Annotated in this window: 24 protein-coding genes; 18 read left to right on the forward strand and 6 right to left on the reverse strand. The window is 68.6% G+C overall.

Going from position 1 to position 25,945, the window contains the following annotated elements; genetic code table 11:
• The first annotated feature begins 191 nt into the window (after positions 1 to 191).
• From AB0L70_RS26885 to AB0L70_RS26920, 8 genes are all read left to right on the forward strand, one after another.
• Positions 192 to 578 carry a hypothetical protein gene (locus tag AB0L70_RS26885; protein WP_363688802.1) on the forward strand — a complete coding sequence of 129 codons (387 nt, stop codon included), beginning with the start codon at positions 192 to 194 and terminating at the stop codon, positions 576 to 578.
• 105 nt (positions 579 to 683) lie between these two features.
• Positions 684 to 998, forward strand: a complete 315-nt coding sequence (mihF, locus tag AB0L70_RS26890) for an integration host factor, actinobacterial type (RefSeq protein ID WP_363688804.1) — start codon at positions 684 to 686, stop codon at positions 996 to 998.
• Positions 999 to 1,060: 62 nt separating this feature from the next.
• The gene (gene gmk, locus AB0L70_RS26895; protein WP_363688807.1) at positions 1,061 to 1,699 is read left to right on the forward strand and encodes a guanylate kinase; all 639 of its coding nucleotides are present in this window, start codon (positions 1,061 to 1,063) and stop codon (positions 1,697 to 1,699) included.
• A 2-nt stretch (positions 1,700 to 1,701) separates the two neighbouring features.
• Complete coding sequence (gene rpoZ / locus AB0L70_RS26900) at positions 1,702 to 2,010, forward strand: DNA-directed RNA polymerase subunit omega (RefSeq protein ID WP_363688809.1); 309 nt, start codon at positions 1,702 to 1,704, stop codon at positions 2,008 to 2,010.
• A gap of 27 nt (positions 2,011 to 2,037) precedes the next feature.
• Positions 2,038 to 3,342: a bifunctional phosphopantothenoylcysteine decarboxylase/phosphopantothenate--cysteine ligase CoaBC gene (gene coaBC / locus AB0L70_RS26905; RefSeq protein ID WP_363688811.1), complete on the forward strand. Its 1,305-nt coding sequence runs from the start codon at positions 2,038 to 2,040 to the stop codon at positions 3,340 to 3,342.
• Between the two features lie 355 nt (positions 3,343 to 3,697).
• On the forward strand, positions 3,698 to 4,810 hold the full coding sequence (locus AB0L70_RS26910; protein ID WP_363688813.1) for a winged helix DNA-binding domain-containing protein: 1,113 nt from the start codon (positions 3,698 to 3,700) through the stop codon (positions 4,808 to 4,810).
• A gap of 189 nt (positions 4,811 to 4,999) precedes the next feature.
• Positions 5,000 to 6,193 (forward strand): methionine adenosyltransferase, encoded by a 1,194-nt coding sequence (gene metK / locus AB0L70_RS26915; RefSeq protein ID WP_363688815.1) that lies wholly within the window; start codon positions 5,000 to 5,002, stop codon positions 6,191 to 6,193.
• A gap of 108 nt (positions 6,194 to 6,301) precedes the next feature.
• Positions 6,302 to 8,326: a primosomal protein N' gene (locus tag AB0L70_RS26920; RefSeq protein ID WP_363688817.1), complete on the forward strand. Its 2,025-nt coding sequence runs from the start codon at positions 6,302 to 6,304 to the stop codon at positions 8,324 to 8,326.
• A gap of 9 nt (positions 8,327 to 8,335) precedes the next feature.
• Here the strand turns inward: AB0L70_RS26920 and AB0L70_RS26925 are convergent, their stop codons facing one another.
• Both AB0L70_RS26925 and AB0L70_RS26930 read right to left on the reverse strand, forming a co-directional pair.
• Positions 8,336 to 9,412 (reverse strand): aminoglycoside phosphotransferase, encoded by a 1,077-nt coding sequence (locus tag AB0L70_RS26925; protein ID WP_363688819.1) that lies wholly within the window; start codon positions 9,410 to 9,412, stop codon positions 8,336 to 8,338.
• A gap of 190 nt (positions 9,413 to 9,602) precedes the next feature.
• Positions 9,603 to 10,592, reverse strand: coding sequence for a helix-turn-helix domain-containing protein (locus AB0L70_RS26930; protein ID WP_363688821.1), 990 nt, complete (start codon positions 10,590 to 10,592; stop codon positions 9,603 to 9,605).
• Positions 10,593 to 10,664: 72 nt separating this feature from the next.
• Between AB0L70_RS26930 and AB0L70_RS26935 the strand changes: the two genes are divergently transcribed.
• Complete coding sequence (locus AB0L70_RS26935) at positions 10,665 to 11,879, forward strand: MFS transporter (RefSeq protein ID WP_363688823.1); 1,215 nt, start codon at positions 10,665 to 10,667, stop codon at positions 11,877 to 11,879.
• Here the strand turns inward: AB0L70_RS26935 and AB0L70_RS26940 are convergent.
• A complete protein-coding gene (locus AB0L70_RS26940; protein ID WP_363688825.1) occupies positions 11,812 to 13,140 on the reverse strand; it encodes an MFS transporter in 1,329 nt (442 codons plus the stop codon). The genes AB0L70_RS26935 and AB0L70_RS26940 overlap by 68 nt on opposite strands.
• A gap of 97 nt (positions 13,141 to 13,237) precedes the next feature.
• Between AB0L70_RS26940 and AB0L70_RS26945 the strand changes: the two genes are divergently transcribed.
• From AB0L70_RS26945 to AB0L70_RS26955, 3 genes are read left to right on the forward strand one after another with little or no spacing between them, the layout of a single operon-like run.
• Positions 13,238 to 14,185 carry an Lrp/AsnC family transcriptional regulator gene (locus AB0L70_RS26945; RefSeq protein ID WP_363688827.1) on the forward strand — a complete coding sequence of 316 codons (948 nt, stop codon included), beginning with the start codon at positions 13,238 to 13,240 and terminating at the stop codon, positions 14,183 to 14,185.
• A gap of 28 nt (positions 14,186 to 14,213) precedes the next feature.
• Positions 14,214 to 14,831 (forward strand): HAD family phosphatase, encoded by a 618-nt coding sequence (locus AB0L70_RS26950; RefSeq protein ID WP_363688829.1) that lies wholly within the window; start codon positions 14,214 to 14,216, stop codon positions 14,829 to 14,831.
• Between the two features lie 9 nt (positions 14,832 to 14,840).
• Entirely contained in the window at positions 14,841 to 15,386 is a 546-nt protein-coding gene (locus AB0L70_RS26955; RefSeq protein ID WP_363688831.1) for a DUF1707 domain-containing protein, read from the forward strand.
• A gap of 165 nt (positions 15,387 to 15,551) precedes the next feature.
• Here AB0L70_RS26955 and AB0L70_RS26960 read toward each other — a convergent pair whose 3' ends face one another.
• Together AB0L70_RS26960 and AB0L70_RS26965 are read right to left on the reverse strand one after the other, a co-directional pair.
• On the reverse strand, positions 15,552 to 16,709 hold the full coding sequence (locus AB0L70_RS26960) for a hypothetical protein (RefSeq protein ID WP_363688833.1): 1,158 nt from the start codon (positions 16,707 to 16,709) through the stop codon (positions 15,552 to 15,554).
• Positions 16,710 to 18,005: a C39 family peptidase gene (locus AB0L70_RS26965; protein WP_363688835.1), complete on the reverse strand. Its 1,296-nt coding sequence runs from the start codon at positions 18,003 to 18,005 to the stop codon at positions 16,710 to 16,712.
• 161 nt (positions 18,006 to 18,166) lie between these two features.
• On the opposite strand from AB0L70_RS26965, the gene def reads away from it, so the two are divergent.
• From def to AB0L70_RS26985, 4 genes are read left to right on the forward strand one after another with little or no spacing between them, the layout of a single operon-like run.
• Positions 18,167 to 18,715 carry a peptide deformylase gene (gene def / locus AB0L70_RS26970; protein WP_363688837.1) on the forward strand — a complete coding sequence of 183 codons (549 nt, stop codon included), beginning with the start codon at positions 18,167 to 18,169 and terminating at the stop codon, positions 18,713 to 18,715.
• The gene (gene fmt / locus AB0L70_RS26975) at positions 18,712 to 19,644 is read left to right on the forward strand and encodes a methionyl-tRNA formyltransferase (RefSeq protein ID WP_363688839.1); all 933 of its coding nucleotides are present in this window, start codon (positions 18,712 to 18,714) and stop codon (positions 19,642 to 19,644) included. The genes def and fmt overlap by 4 nt, the downstream gene beginning before the upstream one ends.
• A complete protein-coding gene (locus tag AB0L70_RS26980) occupies positions 19,641 to 21,017 on the forward strand; it encodes a transcription antitermination factor NusB (protein WP_363688841.1) in 1,377 nt (458 codons plus the stop codon). The genes fmt and AB0L70_RS26980 overlap by 4 nt, the downstream gene beginning before the upstream one ends.
• Before the next feature lie 49 nt (positions 21,018 to 21,066).
• Complete coding sequence (locus AB0L70_RS26985) at positions 21,067 to 22,065, forward strand: DMT family transporter (RefSeq protein WP_363688843.1); 999 nt, start codon at positions 21,067 to 21,069, stop codon at positions 22,063 to 22,065.
• On the opposite strand, the gene AB0L70_RS26990 is transcribed toward AB0L70_RS26985, so the two are convergent.
• Positions 22,055 to 23,002: a DMT family transporter gene (locus AB0L70_RS26990; protein ID WP_363688845.1), complete on the reverse strand. Its 948-nt coding sequence runs from the start codon at positions 23,000 to 23,002 to the stop codon at positions 22,055 to 22,057. The genes AB0L70_RS26985 and AB0L70_RS26990 overlap by 11 nt on opposite strands.
• 129 nt (positions 23,003 to 23,131) lie before the next feature.
• Here AB0L70_RS26990 and AB0L70_RS26995 point away from each other — a divergent pair, with 129 nt between their 5' ends.
• Together AB0L70_RS26995 and AB0L70_RS27000 are read left to right on the forward strand one after the other, a co-directional pair.
• Positions 23,132 to 24,334 (forward strand): cysteine desulfurase-like protein, encoded by a 1,203-nt coding sequence (locus tag AB0L70_RS26995; RefSeq protein WP_363688847.1) that lies wholly within the window; start codon positions 23,132 to 23,134, stop codon positions 24,332 to 24,334.
• A 37-nt stretch (positions 24,335 to 24,371) separates the two neighbouring features.
• Positions 24,372 to 25,943 carry a hypothetical protein gene (locus tag AB0L70_RS27000; protein WP_363688849.1) on the forward strand — a complete coding sequence of 524 codons (1,572 nt, stop codon included), beginning with the start codon at positions 24,372 to 24,374 and terminating at the stop codon, positions 25,941 to 25,943.
• The last annotated feature ends 2 nt before the right edge of the window (positions 25,944 to 25,945 follow it).

Below are 25,945 nucleotides of genomic sequence, written 5' to 3' on the forward strand. Positions count from 1 at the left end.
CGATCGCCGGCGAGCTGACCCGCTTCCATCGTGATCACGAGGACGTCTATCGCGACCTGGTGCCCGCGGCTCGAACTCTCCTGGTGAGAGGGGCGCCCGGAAGCGGAACGTATTCGTTCCGGATAGTTTGCTCACTCCCGGTAGCCTCGGCCCCAACACCCCCGTGGACCCCGACCCCCGAGGATGAAGCTGTGAAGCGCACCACCTCCACCATCGCCGCCACCATCGCGACTGTGATCGTCGGCGCCGCCGGACTGACCGCCTGCACCGACGACCAGGCCTACTGCGTCGATCTGGCCAAGTACGCCGCCAGTGCGGTGAATGTGGACCCGCAGAAGCCGGCCGACTACGTGAAGATCCTGGACGACGCGAAGAAGCTCAAGGACTCCGCACCGGACGAGGTGAAGGACGACTGGGCGGTCGTGGCGACGTTCGCCGAGAAGGCCGAGAAGGCGGCCTCGGACCGGGTCGAGCTGGCCAAGCTGAGCAAGCAGACCGGCGCGGTGATGACGGCGTACAAGGCCATCACGACCCACGCGAAGGACTCCTGCAAGGTCGACGTACCAGCACTGAACTGATCGTCTGATCGTTCCAATTTCCGACTCCGCTCAGCCACCACCGGACCAGGGGCTGGACCCGTGTTAGGTTCCCTTGCGAAGCCATACAACGGGACAGGTGAAACGGTGCCACTTCCTTCTTTGACCCCGGAGCAGCGAGCGGCGGCTCTGGACAAGGCCGCGGCGGCGCGGCGTGAACGAGCCGAGATCAAGAACCGGATCCGGCATTCGGGAGCGTCTCCGACGGAGGTGCTCCACGAGGGACAGAAGAACGACGTGATCGGCAAGATGCGGGTCAGTGCGCTGCTGCAGTGCATCCCCGGCGTGGGCAAGGTCCGCGCCCAGCAGATCATGGCGCGGGCGGGGATCTCGGAGACGCGGCGGGTGCGCGGCCTCGGCTCGAACCAGATCGCCGCGCTCGAGCGCGAATTCGCCGAGTGAGCACAACCGAGACCGTGAGCCGAACCGAAACCCGGTCCGGCTCGTTGGACACTGGTGTGACGATGACCACGTACCCAGAGCACCCGACCACTCCCGAGGACGCGACCCCGGCCGAGGCCGCCGGACGCGCGCCCGCGCGGCTGACCGTGCTGGCCGGCCCGACCGCGGTCGGGAAGGGCACGGTCGCGGCCGATATCCGCGAGCGGTTCCCGGACATCTGGATCTCGGTGTCGGCGACGACCCGCAAGCCGCGGCCGACCGAGGTGCACGGTGTGCACTACCTGTTCGTCTCCGACGACGAGTTCGACCGGATGATCGCCGCCGGCGAGCTGCTCGAGTGGGCCGTGGTCCACAAAGCGGCCCGGTACGGTACGCCGAAGCAGCAGGTGCTCGACAAGCTCGCCGAAGGCCGGCCCGCGCTGCTGGAGATCGACCTCCAGGGCGCCCGCCAGGTCCGCGAGACGATGCCGGAGGCTCAGTTCGTCTTCCTGGCCCCGCCGAGCTGGGACGAGCTCGTACGCCGTCTGGTCGGCCGGGGGACCGAAACAGCCGAGGAGCGGGAGCGCCGGCTGGAGACCGCCACCCTCGAACTGGCGGCCGAGAAGGAGTTCGACGTGACGATCGTGAACGCGTCGGTTCGGGAAGCCGCTGATCAGTTGGTAAAGTTGATTCGATCACCCTCCATCTCTGGAAAGAGCTGACCTTGTCTGGCAACCAGCCTGTCGCCATCGGCATCACCTCTCCGCCGATCGACGACCTGCTCACCCACACCGACTCCAAGTACAAGCTCGTGCTGTACTCGGCCAAGCGGGCGCGGCAGATCAACGCCTACTACTCGCAGCTCGGCGAGGGCCTGCTGGAGTACGTCGGACCGCTGGTCGAGACGCACGTGCAGGAGAAGCCGCTGTCGATCGCTATGCGTGAGATCAACGAGGGCGTGCTGACCTGCACCGACATCGACCCCGAGGCCGAGGCGGAAGCCGCCGCCGCCGCGGAGAAGAAGTCCGAGTAGCCCCACGACCGGGAACGGAGTCCTTCGATGTCCGGATCCGGTGAGCTTCAGACCCCTGGGACCCATGCGGGCCCAGGGGAATCTGTCGTTCCCGCCGCTAAGCGTCACCCCAATGTCGTCCTCGGGGTCGGTGGCGGCATCGCGGCGTACAAGGTCTGTGATCTGCTTCGGCGGTTGACCGAGTCGGGCCACAGCGTCCGGGTGGTGCCGACGGAGGCTGCGCTGGAGTTTGTTGGTGCGGCGACCTGGGCTGCGCTGTCCGGGCAGCCGGTGACGGCGGATCCGTTCGACAACGTGGAAGAAGTTCCGCACGTCCGGATCGGCAAGGCGGCTGAGCTCGTGGTTGTCGCTCCGGCGACTGCCAACCTGATCGCCAAGGCTGCTCACGGCCTGGCTGACGATCTGCTCACCAATACGCTGCTGACCGCGCGGTGCCCGATCCTGTTCGCGGCCGCGATGCACACGGAGATGTGGGAGCACCCGGCCACGCAGGCGAACGTCGCGACGCTGCGGTCCCGTGGGATCACCGTTCTCGACCCCGCCGTCGGGCGCCTGACCGGCGCCGATACGGGCCGCGGTCGGTTGCCGGAGCCGTCCGAGATCTTCGCGATCAGCCAGTTGATGCTCGCCGACGAGGCCGCACGCGCCGCGGGTCAGTCGGTCGCCGACCTGACCGGCAAGGACGTGCTGATCAGCGCCGGCGGGACGCGCGAACACCTCGACCCGGTCCGGTATCTCGGCAACTCGTCGTCCGGCAAGCAGGGGTACGCCCTCGCCCGGATCGCGGCCGCCCGAGGCGCGAAGGTCACGCTGGTTGCCGCCAACTCCGAGCTACCGGATCCTGCCGGGGTCCACGTCGTCCCGGTGACGAGCACGCGAGACCTGTACGACGAGATCACCGGCCGCGCGGGTGACGCGGACGCGATCGTGATGGCGGCCGCTCCCGCGGACTTCCGGCCGGCCGATGTGGCCGAACACAAGATCAAGAAGACCGCCGACGGCTCGGTCCCCGCGGTCAACCTGGTGCAGAACCCGGACATCCTCCAGACCATCTCGCACGACCGCTCCCGCGCCGACCAGGTGATCGTCGGCTTCGCCGCGGAAACCGGCGACGCCGAGCACAGCGTGCTCGAGTTGGGCCGGGCCAAGCTGGAACGCAAGGGCTGCGACCTCCTCGTCGTGAACGACGTCTCCGGCGGCAAGGTCTTCGGCAGCGACAACAACGAAGCAGTAATCCTCGACCGCGAAGGCACCGCCCTCCCGGTCCCCTCCGGCAGCAAAGACGCCCTGGCCGGCGTCATCTGGAACCTGGTCGCCAGCCACTGGCACTGACCCCCACCTCCACCTCACCCCCGCAACGCCCGCCCCCAACCTCTCCCGCATGCACACCCACACCCACCGGCACATGAGCGGACATCCCCTCATGTAGTCGGTTCTGTGGTCGTGTGAGAGAGGGAGAAGGGGTACGTCGCGGGGATATCCGGTCGGGTGGTCGGTTCTGTGGTGGTGTGGGAGGGGGAGATGGGGTTTGTCGGGGGGATATCCGGTCGGGTGGTCGGTTCTGTGGTGGTGTGGGAGGGGGAGAAGGGGCACGTTGCGGGGATATCCCCTCGAGTGTGGGGGGATGGGTGTGGAGTGGTGGGGGACGCGGTCAGGTTCTGTCCTCTTCTCGCGTTAGCGTCTGGGGATGGAGATCAGGTGGGACGCCGTGGTTGGGCGGCGGGTGCGGCGGCATTTTCTGAGTGAGCCGGGTGCGACGGCCGTTGACGTCGTACGGGCAATGTGTGGGGCGCATGCGCAGATCCTGGTGGCGGGGGAGTTGTCTGTCGCGCTGAGGGTGGCGGGGGCGACGCGGGAGAGTGTGCAGCGGGCTGATGGGCTGGTGAAGACGTTTGGGCCTCGGGGGACTGTGCATTTGCTGCCGCTTGACGACTTGCCGTTGTGGACCGGCGCGCTGTCCGCGTTGCCGACGGGGGCTAAGGCGCCCGAGATGATGCGGATGACGTCGGAGCAGACGGCGGACGTGATCGCCGCGATCGGCGATGCGCTCACCCATGACGACCTGACTGTCGACGAGCTCAGCGAGGAGGTCGTACGGCGGACTGGGTCGTGGGCCGGTGATCTGGTCATGCCCGCGTTCCAGGGCTACTGGCCGCGCTGGCGGCAGGCGATCTCGCGCGCGGCCAACGCCGGTGTCCTCTGCTACGGACCGACCCGCGGTCGGCTCACGACGTACTCGAATCCGCATCGCTTCAAGCCCTTCGAGCCGACGCCGGGGAACGAGGCACTCACCGAACTCCTGCACCGCTACCTCTACGCCTACGGCCCTGCCACCCCGCAGCACTTCGCCCGCTGGCTCAACACCACCCCGACGTTCGTCAAGCCGTACTTCGAGGACCTCCCGCAGGCCGAACTAGCAGGACATACCGTTTGGTATGCCCGCGGTGATGATGAGCTTCCGGACGAGAAGGTGGAAGGCGTCCGGCTGCTGCCGTACTTCGATGCGTACGGCGTCGGCAGCTACCCGCGCGAACTCCTCTTCCCCGGCAAGGCCTTCGCCCGAGCAACAGCCCGCGGCCAGGCCGGCAACTATCCACTGCTCCTCGTCGACGGCATCGTCGCCGGTGTCTGGCACCACAAGAAGGCGGGTCGCACACTGCACGTCACCGTCGAGGCGATCCGGCCGCTGAACCGGCGCCGGCGCAAGCTGCTGGAGGTCGAGGTGGACCGGTTGGCTGCGATCCTGTCGTGCACACCATCGCTCACCCTGGGCGAGGTGACGGTCGGCGCCCACGCCTGAAATCTGGACCGGAATCCAAGATGTGATCAAGAGTCTCGGATTGTGGATGAATTCGGAGCGTTACCGGGACTCCGGGGGAAACTGCTGGCATACTTCCCAAGATGCATCGCCAACCGCCGGTGCATGGGGGGATCGCGCGGCTGTGACTCGTCGTGGTCGCGCGGCACAAGAGCAATCCGAGGAGAACTTGTGGCGAGGCACCTTTTCACGTCCGAGTCCGTGACCGAGGGTCACCCGGACAAGATCGCTGACCAGATCAGCGACTCCATCCTCGACGCGTTGCTGGCCGAGGACCCGAAGAGCCGCGTGGCGGTCGAGACCCTGATCACCACGGGTCTGGTCGTCGTCGCGGGTGAGGTGACCACGACGGCGTACGTCGACATTCCGGGGATCGTGCGGTCGCGCATCCTCGAGATCGGCTACGACTCATCGCTGAAGGGCTTCGATGGTGCGTCCTGTGGGGTGCAGGTCGCCATCGGGAGCCAGTCACCGGACATCGCGCAGGGTGTCGACACGGCGTACGAGACGCGCTCGGACGCGTCGGTCGACGCGCTGGACCTGCAGGGGGCAGGCGACCAGGGACTCATGTTCGGCTACGCGTCGAACGAGACGCCGGAGCTGATGCCGCTGCCGATCACGATCGCGCACCGGCTGTCGGAGCGGCTGTCCGAGGTCCGCAAGAACGGCACGCTCGCGTACCTGCGGCCGGACGGCAAGACCCAGGTCACGGTCGAGTACGACGGTGACAAGGCGGTCCGGATCGACACGGTCGTGGTGTCGAGCCAGCACGCTGCCGACATCAGCCTCGACTCGATGCTGACGCCGGACATCAAGAAGCACGTGGTCGACCCGGTGCTCGAGCAGTTCGACATCGACGCGACCGGCTACAAGCTGCTGGTGAACCCGACCGGCCGGTTCGAGGTCGGCGGCCCGATGGGTGACGCCGGACTGACCGGCCGCAAGATCATCATCGACACCTACGGCGGGATGGCGCGGCACGGTGGTGGCGCGTTCTCCGGCAAGGACCCGTCCAAGGTGGACCGGTCGGCGGCGTACGCGATGCGCTGGGTGGCCAAGAACATCGTCGCCGCCGGGCTGGCCGACCGGGTCGAGTGCCAGGTCGCGTACGCGATCGGCAAGGCTGCGCCGGTCGGTTTCTACGTGGACACGTTCGGCACCGAGACCGTTGCGGTCGACAAGATCACCGACGCGGTCCGTGAGGTCTTCGACCTGCGGCCGGCCGCGATCATCCGCGACCTGGAGCTGCTCCGGCCGATCTACGCCCAGACCGCCCGCAACGGCCACTTCGGTCGCACCGGCGAGGACTTCACCTGGGAGCGCACCGACCGCGTCGAGGCCCTCAAGGCCGCGGTCAACCAGTAGGCGGTCAACCAGTAGTACGGCGAACCCCGACGACCCGGCTGTGGCAGTTGTCCACAGCCGGGTCGCGGCGTCCCACGCAGTGTCGTCGCGGCGGACTAGAGTTTCCCGGTGACATCGAACGGGGACTCGCCGGAGCAGCTGACGCTGTTGCGGGACACCGTTCGCAAGTCCCGGACCAAGGAGCCGGCCGGGATCACGTCGGCGCTGCCGATCGCGCGGGTCGCGGTCGACGTCTCGCTGCCGCATCTCGACCGGGCGTTCGACTACCTGGTGCCCGACGACCTGGCCGATGCCGCCCAGCCCGGCGCCCGGGTGAAGGTTCGGTTCGCCGGCAAGGATCTGGACGGATTCGTGCTCGAACGGCTCGAATCCACTGACCACGAAGGCAAGCTGGTCCGGATCCGCAAGGTCGTCTCACCCGAGCAGGTGCTGACGCCGGAGATCGCCGACCTGTGCCGTGCTGTCGCCGACCGGTACGCCGGGGTCTTCGCGGACGTCACCCGGTTGGCGATCCCGCCTCGACACGCGAAGGTCGAGGGCGAGGCTCTGCGCTGCAACCAGCCTGCGCCGCCTCCCCTGTCCACGTCGCGTTCTGAGTGGTCGGCGTACCCCGGTGGGTTCTTGGATGCGGTAGCTCGTTCGGAGGCGCCGCGCGCGATCTGGACCGCCGTACCGGGGGCTGACTGGGCGCTTGCGTTCGCGCAGGCCGCGGCGGTGTGTGCGGCGTCGGGTCGGGGTGCCTTGCTGCTTGCGCCCGATGCGCGGGATCTCGAGCGGTTGGCGAAGGCCTGTACGGCGGTGCTCGGGGAGACGGGGTTTGTCACGCTCTCGGCGGACCTCGGGCCGACGGCACGCTACCGGGCATTTCTCGCCGCGCTGCGCGGGTGCACGCGAGTGGTGATCGGGACTCGAGCGGCCGCGTTCGCGCCGGTGGCGGATCTTGGGCTGGTCGCACTGTGGGACGACGGCGATGATTCGTACGCCGAACCGCGGGCGCCGTACCCGCATGCGCGAGAAGTGTTGCTGCTCAGGGCTTTCCGGCAGAACTGTGCTGCGTTGCTCGGTGGGTTCGCGCGGTCCGCGGAGGCGGCGGCGCTGATCGAATCCGGGTTCGCGCATGAGCTGATCGCCGATCGGTCGGTGATCCGGGCGGCGGCTCCGGCGGTGCATATCGCGGGGGAGTCGGACACGGATCTGGCCCGCGATCCGGGGGCTCGGGCGGCTCGCTTGCCGCACCGGGCGTTCGAGATCGCGCGTGATGGGCTGCGGTCTGGGCCCGTGTTGGTGCAGGTGCCGCGGGCCGGGTATCTGCCGAGCTTGGTGTGTCAGACGTGCCGCGCGCCTTCGCGGTGTTCCACGTGTGGTGGGACGTTGCGTCGTACTGGTGGATCAGGCCCGGCGAGCTGCAGTGTGTGCGGGCGACCGGCCACCGACCACCGCTGCCCGGAGTGCGGCGACACCCGGATGCGCGCCGCCGTTGTCGGCGCACGTCGTACGGCGGAAGAATTGGGGCGAGCGTTTCCTGGCGTCCTTGTGCGTACGTCGGGGGGCGACAACATGCTCGACGACGTACCGGACAAGCCGGCGCTGATCGTCACCACACCGGGAGCCGAACCGGTCGCGGAAGGCGGATACAGCGCAGCGCTGCTGCTCGACACCTGGCTGATGCTGGCCCGTCAGGACCTCCGCGCACCCGAGGAGGCGGTCCGCCGCTGGTTCAACGCGGCGGCCCTGGTCCGCCCGTCCGGGACGGTCATTCTGGTCGGTGACCCGTCCGCGCTACCGCTGCAGGCAGTCGTCCGGTGGAGTCCCGAAGGCTATGCAACCCGCGAGATCGAAGAGCGCCGGTCCGCACGGCTGGCACCCGCTGCCAAACTGGCCGAGCTGACCGGCCCCTCCGAGGCCGTCGCCGACCTCATCTCCCGCCTCCGCGAGCTCCTTCCCACCACCTCCGGCCTGGAGGTCCTGGGCCCGGTGGACCTCGACGACGAAACGGTCCGAGCCGTTGTCCGAACTCCTCGAGCGCACGGCCAAGCCCTGGTCCGAGCGCTCAAAGAAGCCCAGTCCACCCGCGCAGCCAAGAAGAACCCGGGCTCGGTCCGGACTCAGGTAGACCCACCGAGCTTCGGCTGAGGACCCCGTCTACCTGCGGAACGCGGCTCTGGTGGCCGCTGCGGTGGCGGCGAAGTACTCCGACGGCTCGATGAACCACCACTCGTCGAACGGCACGTCGTTGCTGACCGCTCGCCGGTAGCTGAAACAGACCAGGTACAGCGTCCGGATGTACATCATCGCCTCGAGCCGGTCGAGCTCGTCGTCGGTCGGCTCGAGGTGTTCGCGGTAGGCGTTGACGACCGCGTCGATCCACTCCTGGTTGGGGCGTCTCGACGGGTGCCAGTGTCCGGTGCCCCAGATCAGATAGGCGAGGTCGGCGAGGCGTGGTCCGCGCCCGGACGCCTTCCAATTGATTGCCACCGGCCCGCTTTCGCCGCCGATCGCATGATCGGGGGCGTGCAGCAGGTTGCCGTGCAGCAGGCCCTCCGGAAGGCCGTCACCGTCGTCGGCCGAGCGCACCTGGTCCCGGAGTCGCTCGAACCGCTCGCGGTCGGAAGGCTTCACTTTCGTGTCCACCGCGTCGAGAAAGGCCAGGCCGGCCAGCAGGTCCTGCCGTGGGGCACCCTCACGGCTGGGGTCTTCGCCGCTTGCCCCACCGGGGCGGCCGGCGGACTCGTCGTACGGCAGCGCATGCAGCCGTCCGAGCAGGTCACCCATGATCGCGAACTTCTCGGCACCCTCGGGAAGCGGCGGGCCGTCGACGTACCGGGTCACGAGGACCGAGCTGCCGTCGAAGTCGGATACAGCGTCGTCGACCGCGAGTCGCTCCGCGGGATAGTCGTGCTGCTGCAGGAATCGCAAGATCGCGGCATCGCCCTCGACGCCGGTCCGCGGACGAGCCGGCGGGAACGCCCGCGCGATCCAGGCGTCGCCGTCGTTCCTGTCGATCCGGAAGACGTAGGTCTTGTGCACACTGACCTTCGTCGCCGCGACGGCGTCGATGCCGTAGTGATTCCGCAGGTGGGCGAGCAGTCGCTCGGCCACTGGCTGGTGGTCCATGCGGGTCCCGAGACCCTCGAGATCGGTCAGCGCGTCGGTGTAGCGCTGCCCCGTCTCCGCGGCGTGACGCCGGACTACCTTCTTGAAGTTGCCGTCCCTGGTCATGACAAGCCTCCTCTGGACACCCTCGCCCCCAGCGACGTGGTGTTGAGAGATGGCCTGCTGACAACTGCGACCGAGAGGGCAGATCCCCTTCGCCGATGGAACCCCCGCTGGGGTGGATGCTCCACAGCTCGGCGACCGGTCGGCGCCGTGACGCCAATCTCGCCGACCGCCGCAGCGCTTGTCAAGAGGACTAGGCGGTGCTCGCCAGGGGAGTGGAGGCGGTGAGGAGTTGGGTGCCCAGGTTCGTGCGGTAGTAGAGCACCGCGCGCCCGTCGCGGCGTGAGTCGACCACGCCGGAGTTCCGCAGGATGCTCAGATGCACGCTCAACGTCGGAGCCGACACCCCGAGCTGATGGGCCAGATGTGTCGTCGACATCGGCAGATCCAGGTGACTGACGATCGCGGCGCGGGTGCGGCCGACGAGGTCGGCGAGTGGTGAGTCCGTGGTGTCCTGTCGGTCCTCCCACAGGCGCCCGAGCCCGCGCGGCGGATACGTGATCGTCGGCACGTGCGGCGCCTCGGAGACGGACAGGCCGCTCGGCCAGGAGAACACGCACGGCACCAGCAGGAGACCCTGTCCACCGAGCGGTTCGCCGTCGCACGAGTACGGGCGGTCGATCTCGATCCGGTCGGTGCTGAACCGCACGGACGGATGAAGGTTGCGGAACAGCCGCTCGATGCCGCCACTGGCCAGTTCATCCAGCCGGAACGCCAGATCCTCCTGCAGAAGCGCGCGCATCCGCCGCCAGTCGGGCTCGATCGCACGCCGCCAGTACGTCTCCAGCGCCGACGTGATCAGCTCGAGGGCCTTGGCAGGGTGCGCGATCAGGTCCGGCAGCATCGGGTGCGGGTTGTTCCGGTGCAGCTTGCCGATCTCGCTCACGACGAGGTGATGCGGCGTCGCCGAGATCGCGGCCAGACCGGACTCCAGGCTGGTCGACCGTCGCGGCGGAGCCGGCGTGAGGAAGTCGGGGATATATCCGTACGCCGGAATCAATGCCTTCAGCAACATCAGGTCCGGACCATCGATGATCGGCCGCACCTTCTGCAGCCATGGCCCGTGCACACTCCGCGCGGTGTTGTTGCTCAACGCCCGCACGCTCGTCACGGCCTCCCACACCGGCGACAGCGCGAACCGGATCCGCCCCACATCGTCCGCATTCAGCCTGATCGTGATCACCTCCACACTCTAACTGATTAGGCACAGGACTAATCATCGACTTTGACCGCGAAGCGTCCGAGAGTTGTCACCATGACCGCTGCTGCCGCTGTCGATGCCCCGACGCCGACCGCTCTGCCCCGGGCCTTCTGGGCGCTCTGGGTGTGCCAACTGGTCAACCGGCTCGGCAGCTTCGTGCAGCCGTTCCTGGTCCTCTATCTGACCCACGACCGTCACCTCTCCGCCGGTACGGCGGGTGCCGTCGCGGCCGCGGTCGGCGCCGGAAGTGTGGTCGCGCAGCTCGTCGGCGGCTGGCTCGCCGACCGGGTCGGGCGCCGGTTGACGATGCTGATCTGCTTCTTCGGTACGGCGGCGGCCCTCATCCTGCTCGGGTCGGCCCGATCGATGGCGATGATCTGGGTGGCGGCGTTCCTGGTCGGCCTGCTCGGCGACCTGTTCCGCCCCGCCGTGCAGGCGACCGTCGCCGACATGCTCAAGCCGGGCGAACGGGTCCGTGCGTACGGCCTGCTGTTCTGGGCGATCAACCTCGGCTTCTCCGTCTCGACCGTGAGCGCAGGCGTCCTCGCGCACCTCGGCTACGGCCTGCTGTTCTGGCTCAATGCCGGTACGTCGATCATCGCGGGCGCCGTGATCTGGGCGATGGTCCCGGAGAGCCGCCCGGCGCCGGACGAGGACACTCCGCACCGGGCGCTGCTGCCCGTCGTTCTGCGCGACACCGTGTTCCTGATGATGATCCTGATCCAGGTCGGCTACGCGACCATCTACTTCCAGGGGTACTCGACCCTGCCACTGGCGATGGCCGGCGACGGCCTGCCGCCGCAGACCTACGGACTGGTGATCGCGCTCAACGGGGTGGTGATCGTGCTGATCCAGCCGATCCTCGGGCGGTGGTTCGCGAAGGTCGATCGACCCAAGCTGCTGGCCGTCTCGATGCTGGTGGTCGGACTCGGGTTCGGCGTGGGTGCCGTCGTACACAACTGGTGGGGCTACGGGCTGTCCGTGGTGGTGTGGACGATCGGCGAGATCGGGTTCGCCGCGACGATCGGCGCGGTGTCGGCCGACCTCGCTCCGGTCGACCTGCGCGGCCGCTACATGGGGCTGGGTGGGATGGCGTTCGGTGTCGGGACCGTGATCGGCCCGCTGGCCGGGACCAATGCCCTCGAGCACTTCGGCCCGACCGTCACCTGGATCGGCTGCGCCCTGCTCGGTGTGGTGATCTTCATCGGGCAGTACTCGCTGGCTCCGGCACTGCACGCCCGAGCCGCGGCGAACGCGGCGACCGCATGAGGTGAGCGGAACCGAGGGTCACCACGACGACCCCGGCCGCAACCCAGAAGGCTCGGTCGATCGTCGCCGGGTGATGCAGGAACACACTGCCGAACCCGGCGACCCCGAGCGTCCCGCCGAACTGCTGCACCGCGTTCAGCAACCCTGCCGCTGATCCGGTCTCGTGCGGTTGCACCCGGTGCAACGCCTCGGTGAAGAAGGCGGTTGTGAACAATCCGACACCGGCACCACCCACGGCCAGCGCAGGCAGCAGCGCGTACGGCGCCACCCCGACGCCAACCAGGAGTACGCCGAGTCCGATGTACATGAGCTTGGATCCCAGGCGGCCGACCAGCCACTGACCCGCGACCAGGGAAGCGATCCCGGAGACGGCGGACCAGGGGAGCAGCGTCAGACTGGAGCGCATCACGCCGTGGTGCAGGGTGAGCTGCTGATGCAGTACGACGACCAACGTCAGGCCACTCATCACCGCGAAGAACAACGCCGACGTGATCAGCGCCGGACCGAACCCACGGTGTGCGAACAGGCTCGTCTCGATCAGCCGCCCGTCCTGCCGCCGCCTTTGTTGCAGCAGGCAAAGACCCAGGACCGCGACCCCGGCCGGAAGCAACCACCAGTCGGTCGACTGCAGGATCGGGTAGACGATCAAAGCCGTGCCTGCCACGAGCAGCACGCTGCCGACCAGATCGACCCGCGCAGCCGACTTGGACTCAGGCAGGATGTGAGCCAGCCCCAGTACGGCGAGCCCCAACGGAACGTTGACCAGGAACACCACGCGCCACGAACTGACGTCCGTGATGAACCCGCCCAGCAACGGTCCGGAGATCCCCGCGAGGCCCATCACCGGCCCGATCGTGCCGAGCGCCTTGGGCAGCTCGGGTCCACTGAAACTCGATCGGATCAGCCCGATCGTCTGCGGGATGATCAACGCGGCCGTGACGCCCTGAACCGCCCGCGCCCCGATCAGTACGCCGGCCTGTGGCGCCAGCGCGCACGCGGTCGACGCCAGGACGAACCCGGTCACGCCGATCCGGAACATCCGGCGCCGCCCGAACAGATCGCCGAGCCGCCCGCCGGTGATCAGCAGTGCCGCGAACGGCAAGGTGTACGCCGCACTGAACCACTGGATGTCCGAGGTCCGGCCGCCGAGGTCGGTGTGGATCACCGGCGCCGCGACCTGGACGATCGTGGCGTCGAGGAGGTTCATCGCCTCCGCCACCAGCAGGGCGATCAGGCCCACCCATCGCTTCGAAGTCGTCATACGAGCACGATGAGCTTCACCACGCATCGGCTTCCATCTGCAACCAGCAGATTGCAGGAATCTTCCAATCAGAGCGGCGATGCGCGATGATTTTCTTATGCTGGATGAGATCGACCGGGGCCTGATCCATGCGCTGCAGCTCGAAGGACGAGCGCCGTACAGCCGGCTCGGGAGTGTGCTCGGGGTGTCGACGCAGACGGTCGCGCGTCGCTACAACCGGCTCCGCGCGGAGGCCGGTCTACGAGTGGCCGGGCTGCCGGATCCGCAGGCGGCGGGCCGTTCGCTCTGGCTCGTCCGGCTGACCGCGGCGCCGCAGGCCGCGCGCGATCTTGCGGGCGCACTGTCCCGACGGCCCGACACGAGTTGGATCAAGCTGGCCTCGGGCGGCACCGAGATCATGTCCATCGTCCACACCACCCCGAGCGACGGGAACACCCTGCTGCTCCACGACATCCCGCGCACCGCCGGCATCACGTCCGTCTCGGCCCACTACCTCCTCCACCTGTACGTCGGTGGTCCGACCGCTTGGCGTGGTCGGGCCAAAAGCCTCACCCCGGCTCAGGAAGCCGCCCTGAGCGACCCGCGGCCAGACCGCAGTGGAGTCCGGGCGCTCGGAGCCGACGACGCGAAACTCCTCAAAGCCCTCGGCGAGGACGGGCGAGCCACCCTCGCGGATCTCGCCGTACGCACGGGTTGGGCCGCGGCGACCGTTGCCCGGCGGCTCGAGGAGCTGCAGAGCACCGGCGCGATCTTCTTCGACGTGGACGTCGACCCGGGTGCCCTCGGGGTCACCACCAGCGCGATGCTGTGGCTCTGCGTGCCACCCGCGCACGTCGAGTCCGTCGCCCGCGCGCTGGCCGAGCACGACGAACTCGCGTTCGTCGCTGCGACCACGGGGCGCACCAACCTCGTCGCGCACGCACTCTGCGCCAGCCCCGACGCGCTGCACACCTACCTGACCCAGCGGCTCGGCGCGATCGAACACATCACCGCGCTCGAGACCGTGCCCATCCTCCGCACCCTGAAGGCCGCCGCCCCCTATTAGTGGACTCCAGGACACTAGGGTTGCGGACATGACTGAGCGGACGATCGACGCGGTGGTGTTCGACATCGGTGGGGTGTTGCTGGACTGGAGTCCGGACTACCTTTACGCCGACCTGATCCCGGACGAGGCGCAGCGCAAGCACTTCCTGACCAACGTGACGACCCCGGCGTGGAACCACCAGCAGGACGAGGGCCGGCCCTGGGCCGAGGCGATCGCCGAACTGACCGGCCTGCACCCGCAGCACGCCGAGTGGATCGAGGCCTACGACACCGGCTGGCTGAAGATGGTCAAGGGCGTGTTCGAGGACACGGCGGCCGTCATCACCGAACTGCGTGCGCTCGGCATCCCGACGTACGCGCTGACGAACTTCTCCGGGGAGAAGTGGGAGGTCGCCAAGGAGGCGTTCCCGATCCTCACCCAGTTCGACGGCGAGGTCGTGTCCGGGGTCGAGCGGACCGCCAAGCCGGGGGAGAAGATCTTCCGGATCCTGATCGACCGGTTCGGTCTCGATCCGGCCCGCACCTTCTACACCGACGACATGCAGTACAACGTCGACGGTGCCCGCGTCGTCGGTCTCGATGCCGAACTCTTCACCGGCGCCGCATCCCTGCGCGAACAGCTCCGGACGCGGGGCCTCGCGGTCTAGAGTGATTCAGTGACCACTCCGCCCGAAGACCGCTCGCCGATGGTCGGGGACCTCGATCGCGACACGGCCGTCCAGCGTGTGCAAGACGCGTTCACCAGTGGGCACATCTCGCACGAGGACATGGATGCGCGCCTGCACCAGGTGCTCAGCGCCACCCGCCGGTCCGAGCTCGAGGTGGCTCTCGATGCCCTGCCGGCCGAGGATCCGGGCACCTCGTCCACGATCGGCGCCGCGACGGGCCGGATCCAGCGGCGCGGTCGCTGGGTGGTGCCGCGGACGCTCAAGGTCGAGTCCGCGTTCGGGCGGGTCCACCTCGACCTGTCCCAGGCGGTCTTCGAGCACCCGGTCCACGACATCGTGCTGAACCTCGGCACCGGCCGGGCCAAGCTCACCCTGCCGGCCGACGCGATCGTCGACCTCGAGGGCCTGAAGACCGGCTGGAAGGACCTCCGCTACAAACCCAACCGCCGGTCCACCGGGAGTGGCGGCGTACGGATCAGGCTCACCGGCGCCATGGGCTTCGGACGGCTGAAGATCCGCCACGCCCGCCGCTGACCAGGTCGTGTCTGGTAATCCCTCGCCTACTGCGCGGCACTCGGCACGGCACCTCGCCGCACTGGCGCAAAGGCCACGATGCTCCGCATCGAGACCTTCGCTCCAGCACGCCGAGCTACCGCACCGAGCACCTGCTCGCTACGGCGACGGATCACCAGACACGACCTAGGCGACGGCCGCCGAGATGGTTTCGGTGTACGTCGGACTGCTCGAGAGGTACGCCGTTTCGACGTACACCTTGTTGCTCTGGCAGGTGAGGGGAGTGAGCGCGGCTCCGGCCGGGGCGGTGTAGATGCGTTGCGGCTTGGGGAGGCCGGGTCGCCAGCGGTTGATCTGGAAGGACTCGGTGCCGGCGGTGACGGTCCGGGTCTCCCAGAGAATCCAGTTGCCGCAGGCAAGGATCGTGTCGGTGACGACGGTGCCGAGAGGACGGGCTGGGGAGTCGGCCGAGTCGCGGACGTAGGCCTTGCTCTGGTACTGGTCCGGGTCGGTGGGGCCGACCTCGGACCAGACGGTTGCCCCGCGCAAGGAGGCGCCGCTCCACTGCAAACAGTTGGTTGCCGCCGGCACCGCGCGAGGTTGGCCGCCGGACAGAGTCGCGGTCAGTATGCGCTTGCAGCGACGGGCTGTCTCGGGGGCGGTGATCTCGCTGAAGGTCACCGTGTCGGCCGACACCACCGGGTCTGCGATGTACCCCGGGGCGGCGACGCAGGCGACAGTCCGGGACTTGAGCGTCCCGAGGTCGGCGAGGACCAGGCAGGAGCGGTTCTTCGCGTCGGTCGAGCTGTAGGCGAAGGTTCCGTCGTACGCACCGATCTCGGGTTCGGAGACGGGTGGCAGCGCGCCGAGGCCGGTGGCGCGGCCGGTGCTGAGGTCGTAGCGGAAGATCTTGATCTGCGGATCGGGACCGTCGGATCTGATGTCCTCGATCAGGGCCCAGCGGTCGTCGATCACGACGGGGGACTGGGCGACGAAGCCGGCCGCCGGCGCGTGCCGGACCACGACCTTCTTGCTGGTCCGGTTCAGCACGGTGGTGATACCGGCCTCGTCACTGCCCCGGGTGACGACGTACTTGCTCTGCTGGGTGACCAGGTGCTGGCCGTCCACCGGTTGCCGCATCACCTTCGCCCAGGCCGGGACCGCCGTACCGGAGTCGGTCGGCGGGCCCGGAGTGGACGGCGTTGTCGAAGGAGTTGCGGAGGGTTTACGTGTGCTCGGTGGCGCGCTGGTCGGGGTCTCCTGGCCGGACTCGTCGGGCGACGACGAGCAGCCGGCCAGGAGCAGGACGAACAGGGTGCCTACGGCAACGGTGGTACGACGCATCTACAACCCGATGTTCTTGAAGGAGTTGGCCAGCGTCGCGTTGAAGAGTGCGCTCGCCGGGATGTTCCTCGGACCGTCGGTCACGTTGCCGCGGCTGTTGAACCGGCGCTCGTTGAACACCTCGTAGATCGCGATCGTCCCGTTCGCCTTGTCGTAGCCGCGGCCGACCTGGTAGTGACCGCTGTGGTTGAAGGCGAGGTACGGGAAGTACCGCTTGAGCAGCTGGACGTGCTCGATCACCGGGGCCTTGTACACGCCGAGGTGCTTCTGGTGCACGGTGAAGAACGTCTGGGCGTTCCAGCCGGAGACGTTCTGCACGACGTACGTGCCGGCGGCCTTGGGCCAGGCCGTCTTCAGGTTCGTCTGCCGGACCATTGCGGAGATCGCCGTGCCGCCGGTGGTCGAGCCGAGGTCCTTCGCCCAGGACGCCTGGGTGTCCTTCTGGTTGTCGTCGGCCCAGTCGATCGACTGGAACGTCGCCGGACCACACCAGTACCCCTTCTCCTGCGAGGTCTGGAACCCCTTCATGATGTACGCCGAGGCCGGCACCTTCACCGGCGCCACCGGCGGTTTCGTCACCGTCGGCTTCGCCGTAGGAACCCCCTTCGTCGGTGCAGTCCGCGGCGGAGTACTGGGAGTGGGGGTAGCGGTCGGCATCGGCGCCGCAGGCGTGGTGTCCGACCCGGTAGCCAGCAAGCGCAGGTCGCGGGCCTTCTCGCGTCCGTCCCACGCTGCCTGCATCTCGTCGAGCTCCGCGGTCACCCGGACGCTCTTCGGCATCGCCGCCCGCTGCGCGACCAACGCAGCCGGGGTCAGGTCGCCGGTGGAGATGTCCTGCTCGACGCCCGTCTCACCGTCCGCGTGCATATCCGGCGGGCTGAGGGTCGCCTCGACCTGAGCGCCGGTCGGCACCTGGTCGACGAAGCCGAGCCCGAGGCAGTAGTTCTCGTCGTCGAGCTTGAAGCAGCGCATGATCGACTTGGCCTGCGCGGACGTGTCCGTCGCGCGCAGCTGCATGTCACCCGGCGAAGTCTCGGTCACCTGCTTCACCACCTCGCTCCAGGAGCGCGCGGCCGGCTGCTCGGGGACGGGCGCGCTCGGCGAGGGGGTCGCGGTGGGACTCGGGGTCTCGGTAGGAGTGGGAGTCGGGGTGCTGACCGGCTCCGAAGGGACAGACGTGGTGGGTGGGGTGGACGGCTCCGGATCGCGCGGCTGGTACGCGGCGGCGGTCAGAGGCGCCTGGGCCAGAAGTGCACCCAGGAGGATCAGAGTTGCCCCCCGTGCTGCTGTGGGCATTGGGTCTCCCGTTGGGCGTGTGACGGTAGTGACTGTAGGTACGCCTGAGAACACAGTACGTGCTTGTGGCAACAATGACGAGTGGGCCTCCACGCCGGACCCCCACCACGCGCGCACTAGACTTGCTCGGTCCCCGCCGTAGGAACCGTTGTGGAGAGTCTGTGTCGATCCAACCCATCCGCCTGTTCGGCGACCCCGTCCTGAACACGAAGGCCGCGCCCGTCGTCGACTTCGATGCCGAGCTGCGCCGCCTGGTCGCGGACCTGACCGACACGATGCAGGACGCGCCCGGTTCGGGCCTGGCCGCGCCGCAGATCGGGGTCGGGCTGCGGGTGTTCACGTGGCACGTCGAGGGCGAGCTCGGGCACCTGATCAACCCGGAGCTGACGCTGTCCGCCGACGACCAGTTCGGCCCGGAAGGCTGCCTCTCCATCCCTGGGCTGACCTTCGACTGCCGCCGCGCGCTGTCCGTGATCGCCAAGGGTTTCAACATGTACGGCGACCCCGTGGTGATCGAGGGATCCGACCACCTTGCCCGCTGCATCCAGCACGAGACCGACCACCTGGACGGCGTCCTGTTCGTCGACCGGCTCGACACCGACACCCGCAAGCAGGCCATGAAGACGATCCGGGAGTCTGAGTGGTTCGGCCTGGCCGGCCCGCCGCAGATCAAGGTCTCACCCCACCCAACGAATGGTTTCGGTCTGTGAGAGTCGTCTTCGCCGGTACGCCGGAACCCGCGGTCACCGCCCTCCGGGCGATCGTTGCCAGCCGCCACGAACTCGTCGGTGTGGTCACCCGTCCGGACGCGCCGGCCGGTCGCGGCCGCAAACTCGTCGCCTCACCGGTCGCGCAGTACGCCGAGGAACTGGGCGGGATCGAGATCCTCAAGCCGGTCAAGCCGCGCGACCCGGACTTCCTGGCCCGGCTGGCCGAGATCGCGCCGGACTGCTGCCCGGTCGTCGCGTACGGCGGCCTGTTGCCGCAGGCGGCCCTGGACATTCCGCCGCACGGCTGGATCAACCTGCACTTCTCGGTGCTCCCCGCGTGGCGTGGTGCCGCGCCGGTGCAGCACTCGATCATCTCGGGCGACGACGTGACCGGTGCGAGCACGTTCCGGATCGTGAAGGCGCTCGACGCCGGTCCCGTGTACGGCGTACTGACCGAACCGATCGGCCCGGAGGACACCTCGGGTGACCTGCTGCACCGGTTGGCGGTTTCGGGTTCGAAGCTGCTGGTCGACACGCTCGACGGGATCGAGGCCGGCGTACTCGAGGCGCGGGAGCAGCCGGCCGACGGGGTCACGCTGGCGCCGAAGCTGACGGTCGAGGACGCGGAGCTGGACCTGACCGCGCCCGCGCAGCGTGTGGATCGGCTGGTGCGTGGGTGCAACCCCGCGCCGGGTGCGTGGACGATGTTCCGGGGCGAGCGGTTGAAGGTGCTCGCCGTGCATCTGACCGACGAGGAGCTGAAGCCGGGCGAGCTGCAGGCGACCAAGTCGAGCGTGAAGGTCGGAACGGGCAGCAAGGCGGTCGAGCTGGTGACCGTGCAGCCGCAGGGCAAGAAGCCGATGGCCGCGGCCGACTGGGCCCGTGGCGTTCGCCTCGCCGATGAGGATCGGTTGGGACCGTCCCTGTGAGTGACAGGTCACCGCGTAATCGGGCGCCGCAGCGTCGGCCGGATCGGGTTCGTGGGATCGCTTTCCGGGTGATCCGGCAGGTCAACGGCGAGAGCGGGTACGCCAACCTCGTCCTGAACAAGGCGCTCCGCGACGCTCGGCTGAGTGGTCGAGATGCCGCGTTCTGCACCGAGCTGGTGCACGGGACGCTGCGTTGGCAGGGCACGTACGACGCCTTCCTCGCGCGCAGCGTGTCCCGGCCGCTGGGTGATCTCGACCCTGAGCTGCTCGACATGCTCCGGCTGGGTGCGCATCAGCTGCTGCGCATGCGGGTCGATTCTTATGCGGCGGTGAGCGAGATGGTCACGCTCACCCGCGCCGAGATCGGTCAGAAACGCAGCGGGCTGGTCAACGCGGTCCTCCGCAAGATCAGCCAGCGCTCGTTCGACCAGTGGATCTCCACGGTGGCGCCGTCGCTGGAGGAGGATCGCTTGGGTCACCTCTCGATCGCGAAAGCTCACCCGCGGTGGGTGATCGAGGCGTTCGACCGAGTCCTGGACGGTGAGCTGGAAGCGCTGCTCGACGCGGACAACGAGCCGCCGCGGGTGACATTGGTGGCCCGGCCGGGCTTGTCGGATGTGGATGAGTTGATTCTGGCCGGAGCGACCCGCGCGCAGTGGTCGCCGTACGCCGCGGTCCTGCAAGGTGGGGGCGATCCGGGCCGCATCGAGGCCGTCGCGACCGGTCGTGCCGGTGTGCAGGACGAAGGCTCGCAGTTGGTCGCGCTTGCCCTGGCCGCCGCGCCGATCGAAGGATCCGACGCCGCCTGGCTCGACCTGTGCGCCGGACCGGGCGGGAAGTCGGCCCTTCTGGCGGCGCTGGTCGACCAGCGCGATGGCGTGCTGACCGCGGTCGAGCCGCTCAAGCACCGCGCCGACCTCGTCCGAGCCAACCTGCGCGCGATCCCCGGCGACCACAAGGTGCTCGTCGGCGACGGCACCAAGCCGACCTGGCCGGCCGGCTCGTTCGACCGAGTCCTGGCAGACGTGCCGTGCACCGGCCTAGGCGCGCTGAGACGACGCCCGGAAGCCCGCTGGCGTCGTACGCCGGAAGACGTGAAGGAACTGCGTCCACTCCAGGAGGACCTGCTGGACTCCGCGATCACCTCGGCCCGCCCGGGCGGCGTGATCGCGTATGTGACCTGCTCACCTCATCCGGACGAGACCCGCGCCGTGGTCGACGCCGTACTCGGCAACCGTGACGATGCCATTCTCGAGGACGCCCGCCCACTCTTCCCCGGCGTACCGGACCTCGGCGACGGTCCCGACGTACAGCTGTGGCCGCACCTGCACGGCACCGACGCGATGTACCTGGCACTGATCCGCCGTTCATAATCTGGGACCTGCTGTCAGGCGCAATTGATCGAACGGTCATGATAGTGACGTGACAGCGATCGCTACCAAGCCAGCGCCGTCAACCCGGCATCACCACATCGTCGGGCTGACGGCCGCCTTCGGCATCGGCATGCTGGTCGCGGTCCAGTCCCGGATCAACGGCGAACTCGGCAACGTCCTCGGCGACGGTGTCGCGGCCGCGCTGATCTCGTTCGGCACCGGCCTGCTGATCCTGTTGATCGGGACCGCTTTGATTCCCGCCGTACGCCGTTCGCTCGGCAGGGTCTGGCGAACGATCCGCGAACCGACGCGCGGGTACGGCGGCCTGCGCTGGTGGCAGTGTCTCGGCGGAGTCGCCGGCGCCTACCTCGTCGCCACCCAGTCGATCACCGTGTCCGTGATCGGCGTCGCGGTCTTCACCGTCGCGGTCGTCGCGGGCCAGGCGGTCAGCAGCCTGATCGTGGATCGCCTCGGCTTCGGCCCGGCCGGCCCGCAGCAGTTCACCACGCTCCGAGTCGTGGGCGCACTGATCGCGCTCGTGGCCGTTGTACTCGCGGTGTCCGACCAACTGAGTCACCCCGACGGCCTGCTCCTCGCCGTACTGCCCGCCCTCGGTGGCGTCGGCACCGCGGTCCAGCAGGCCATCAACGGACGCGTCGCGCGCACCGCCTCACCAGACGCGTACGGCGCAGTCGCGGCCAGCGTCGTGAACTTCGTCGTCGGGTTCGCCGCGCTCCTGATCGTCTTCACCGCCGACCTCGTACTGCGCGGAGCACCGCACCACTTGCCGAGCGAGCCCTGGCTGTACTTCGGTGGCGCGTGTGGCGTGATCTTCATCAGCGCGGCCGCGTCCGTGGTGCGCGTGGTCGGCGTGTTCGTGCTCGGCCTCGGCACCATCGCGGGTCAGCTGATCGCGAGCCTGTTCATCGACTTGTTCCTCCCCGCGGCGGACAAGGCCGTCACGCTGCAGGTCGTCGCCGGAACCGTGCTCGCACTTGCCGCCGTGGTGATCGCGGCCGTCCCGAACCTCCGCCGCGCTACGTCGTAGCCGGCGCCGCGACGACCGGCTTCCGCCGGGCCGAGCGCAGCAACCCCTGCGACACCGCGACCCCGAGCAGTACGACGAGACCGCCGACCGGCTGGTACCAGGTGATGTGCTCGTGCAGCACGATCACGCCGACCACGATCGAGAAGATCGGCATCAAGTACGTGACCATCGACGATCGGCTCGCCCCGATCAGCCGGATGTTCCGCAGGCTGAGGACGAACGCGAGCCCGCTGCCCAGGGCGCCCAGCGCGATCACGCTCAGCACGACCTCGATCGACAACGTCCACGGCATGGGCGGCGCCTGCCGGGTCACGATCGGCGCGACGATCGCGAGCTGGAACGTTGCACAGAGCAACAAGCTGGCGGACAACGCCGTACCGGACAACGTGGTACCGGCGATGAACCGCTTCTGGTAGGGGATCGCCATCCCGTAGAAGACCGCCGCGAGCATGCACAGCGCCTGCCCGAGCAGATCCGCGCCACCGTCGACGTGCCAGGCGCCGAGGACGACGAGCATCCCGGCGAACCCGATCACCAGCCCGAGCACCCGCTGCAACGAGAACGTCTCGGTGCGGAAGACGAGGACGGCGATCGGCAACACGATCAGCGGGGTGATCCCGTTCCAGATCCCCGCCAGGAGGGACGGAATGCGCTGCTCGCCGTACCCGAACAGGGTCCACGGGATGGCCGATCCGATCGCACCGAGGACGAACGAGTGCATCCACAACCGGGGGTCCCGGGGCAGTGCCTGGCGCTTCACCGCCAGGATCGCCAGCAGTACGGCGGACCCCGCGACGACGCGTCCGAGGGCCAGATACAGCGGCGGGAGCTCCCGCACGCCGACCGAGATGAACAGGAAGCTGCATCCCCAGATCGCGGCCAAGGCCAGCATCGTGGGGAGCCAGGCCTGCAGCGGGGCCTTGTCAGTAGTCGTCACGGTGCTCACTCCTGACATCCTGCACTACCCGGGGGACATTCCGGACATATTTATCCGGGATCGGGCAAGTGATCGTGAGAAATGGACAACCGATGGCAGCGGCGTCGTAGCCGGGAGAAGATGACGGCTATGGGTGCCTTCGATGTCGTCGCCGTCCGGAAGCAGTTCCCAGCACTCGACGAAGGGGCGGCGCACTTCGATGGGCCGGGTGGGTCGCAGACTCCGCAGGTGGTCGCGGACGCGGTGTCCCGGACGATGACGTCGGCGCTCGCGAATCGCGGTCAGCTCACCGCGGCCGAGCGCCGGGCCGACGAGATCGTGGCCGGGGCGCGGCAGGCGATGGCCGATCTTCTCGGCACCCGACCGGACGGGATCGTCTTCGGCCGCAGCATGACCCAGCTGACCTACGACTTCTCCCGGACGCTCGCGAAGACCTGGTCCGAGGGTGACGAGATCATCGTGAGCCGGCTCGACCACGACGCCAACGTCCGGCCCTGGGTGCAGGCCGCGGAGGCTGCGGGTGCGACCGTGAAGTGGATCGGTTTCGACACCGAGACCTCCGAGCTGGACGACATCGCGCCGCTGTTGACCGACCGCACCCGCCTGGTCGCCGTCACGGCCGCGTCCAACTTGCTCGGCACCCGTCCGGACACTGTCCGGATCGCCGAGCAGGTCCACGAGGCCGGTGGGCTGATCTACGTCGACGGTGTGCATCTGACCGCGCACGCGCCGGTCGAGACGTCGTACGCCGACTTCTACGTCTGCTCGCCGTACAAGTTCTTCGGGCCGCATCTCGGCACGCTGACCGCGGCGCCGGAGCTCCTTGAGACGCTGCGGCCGGACAAGCTCCTGCCGTCGTCGGACGCCGTACCGGAGCGCTTCGAGTTCGGCACACTGCCGTACGAGCTGCTGGCCGGAACGACCGCGGCCGTCGACTTCCTGGCCGGTCTTGGTGGCACCGGGACCACCCGTCGTGAGCGGCTCGTCAGGTCACTCCAGCTGGTCGAGGAGTACGAGGACGGGCTGCGGGACGACCTCGAGTCACGCCTGGCCGCGATCCCCGGCCTGACGCTCTACGGCCACGCGGCGAGCCGGACGCCGACCCTGCTCTTCACCGTCGAAGGCCACCCGCCGGCGGCCGTCGCTGAGCAGCTCGCACGCGCCGGCGTAAATGCCCCGGCCGGCTCGTTCTACGCCTACGAGCCCGCCAAGCTGCTGGGGATCGGCTTGACCGGAGCCGTCCGCGCAGGCCTCGCGCCGTACACCGATCAGGCCGACGTCGACCGGCTGGTCGCGGCGGTGGAACGCCTTGACCGCTCTTCTGACCATTAAGTAAAGTTTGTGGGGAAATTAACTGCCGAGGAGCCAGGTGAGAGAACCGAGCGCTGTTTTCGTCCAAGCGGGACCCTCGGACGGCCTGACCAGTGCGGTCCGGACCGGCGCGACGTGGTCGGCCGCCGGGATCGACGTCACCTGGTCGGACGGCGCCATCGACGTCACCGCCGCGACGATCTCCCGCGTTGCCCTCCGCTGGTCCGAACGGCTCCCCGCTGAGGCCCTGATCCTCGGCGACGCCTGGGAACGCTCGTACGGCGATCTGCAGTGGCGTCACCAGCAACCCGAGCGCCTGCTGCCGTGGTACTTCCTCGCCCACGACCCCCAGACCGGTACGACGACCGGCGCCGGCGTCGACGTACAGCCGAACGCGTTCTGCTCGTGGACCGTCGACTCCGACGGCTTCACGCTCTGGCTCGACCTCCGCAACGGCGGCGGCGCGACCCAGCTGAACTGCCGGACTCTTAGGGCCGCGGCCGTACGGTGGTTCCAGGACGGCGGCACACCTTGGCAGACCCTGCACGCAGCGGTCGCCTCCATGATCACCCGGCTACCGGCGCGACCTGAGCCCGCGCCGGTGGTCGGGGCCAACAACTGGTACTACGCGTACGGCGAGAACTTCGACGAGAAGGCCGTCCTCCAGGACGCGACCACGATCGTCGAGCTCGCCGACGGCCACCCGGTGAAGCCGTTCAGCGTCGTCGACGACGGCTGGTACCCGGGCGGCAACGCGTCCGGCGGACCGTGGGACGCCGGTACGCCAGGTGTCTTCGACGACCTGGCCGGTACGGCGGCCGCGATCAAGGCGATCGGCGCCCGTCCGGGCATCTGGTTCCGCCCGCTCCTGGTCCGCGAACCAGGTTCGTACGCCAGCCCGGGTCCGCACGACAAACCCGGTCGCGCGCTCGATCCGTCGTACCCGGAGGTGCTCGACCTCGTCCGCACGGACCTGCAGCGGTTCAGGGACTGGGGCTTCGAGCTGGTCAAGCACGACTTCAGCACCTACGACGTGTTCGGCCGGTTCGGGCCGGCGATGGGTTCGCGGCTGACGGGTGACGGCTGGCAACTGCACGATCCGACCCGGACGACTGCCGAGATCATCCTCGCGTTCTATCGCGAGATCCGGGCGGCCGTGGAGGGCGTCGTACTGATCGGGTGCAACACCGTCGGGCATCTCGCGGCCGGACTGGTCGACGTTCAGCGGATCGGTGACGACACGTCCGGCCGCAGCTGGGAGCGGACCCGGAAGATGGGCGTGAACACGCTCGCGTTCCGGCTGCCGCAGCACAACCGGTTCTTCACCGTCGACGCGGACTGCGTCCCGTGCACGCCGCAGACGCCGTGGGAACTCAACGAGAACTTCCTGGATCTGGTCGCACGTTCCGGGACGGCGCTCTTCTTGTCGATCGATCCACAGGCCCGGACGGCGCGGTCCGACCAGGCCGTGCGAGACGGTATACATTTGGCGCTCAGTGGTGGTGACGCGTCCGGGATCGAGCCGCTGGACTGGCTCGTGAACACCACGCCGAACCAGTGGCGGACGGGGGAAGGGCAGCGCACCTACGGCTGGTCGCTTCCGTGGGGCTCGGACCCGATCTCCGACTAACT

The organism is Kribbella sp. NPDC051952 (genome assembly GCF_040680855.1).
In the GTDB taxonomy this organism is placed as follows: domain Bacteria; phylum Actinomycetota; class Actinomycetes; order Propionibacteriales; family Kribbellaceae; genus Kribbella.